This window comes from Neisseria sp. P0021.S006 (assembly GCF_051956895.1).
The window spans coordinates 1-730 of record NZ_JBQCWZ010000693.1 but is presented as its reverse complement, the minus strand read 5'-3'; the positions used below and the strand labels follow the sequence as shown (position 1 = coordinate 730).

Here is a 730-nt window from a genome sequence, read left to right as displayed (position 1 = left end):
CGCCAACGCCGACCAAAATCATGGTAAAGGGCGAGAGTTGCCACAACACCTGCGTGGTTGTCGGCGAAATATAGTGCAAACCCATGGCAACGAGCACAAAGTTGGCGGAAATGCCGACAATACCCAGCACCAATAAAAATAAGGTTTGCTTGGAAAATTCAGACGGCCTCGGCAGCTTGCCGGTCAGTCCCAACAACGCAAACAACACCAGCGACGCCACTAAAAAGCGTATCCACACCAGCGTGGGCGCATCGACGGCTTTTAAGGCCTGTTGCGCCGCTACCGGCAGCGAGCCCCAAGTCATGGTGGCAAGCAGCGCCAATGAAAAGCCGAGCCAAGTTTTTTGTTTCTTCATTTTTCAGACGGCCTTTATTTACGCGGCTTCCCAGTAGTCGATATAAAGCTGCAATTCGAGATTATTCCGCCATTCGTTGGCAACGGGACGGTACACTGTACGGATGTATTCGGGAATGTCTTCGCTGCAACGCCAGAACATGGCTTCAAATTCGTAGCCGTCTTTTTGCAGCCAGACTTTTTTATGTTTGCCCTCCGCGCCCAGAGGCTGCTGGCGGACAACGTGAAATTCATCGGTAAAACTCGGCGGCGCGAAGCCCTGCCCCCAAACGTGTCGGGCAAGGTTTTGCGCCTGTTCCAGCGTAATGTCGCGTGCGGGCAGGCTGCCGTCGGTGATGAAGGTTTGCGACAAATCGTCTTCGCACACCATCTCGCG

1 protein-coding gene and 1 pseudogene are annotated in these 730 nt (G+C 53.8%); both read right to left on the bottom strand.

Going from position 1 to position 730, the window contains the following annotated elements:
* A partial coding sequence (locus ACTHUM_RS16520) for an EamA family transporter (protein WP_440403497.1) occupies positions 1–355 on the bottom strand: 355 nt, incomplete at its 3' end.
* Between the two features lie 18 nt (positions 356–373).
* Positions 374–730 (bottom strand): annotated as a pseudogene (locus ACTHUM_RS16515) (single-stranded-DNA-specific exonuclease RecJ); the annotation flags it as partial.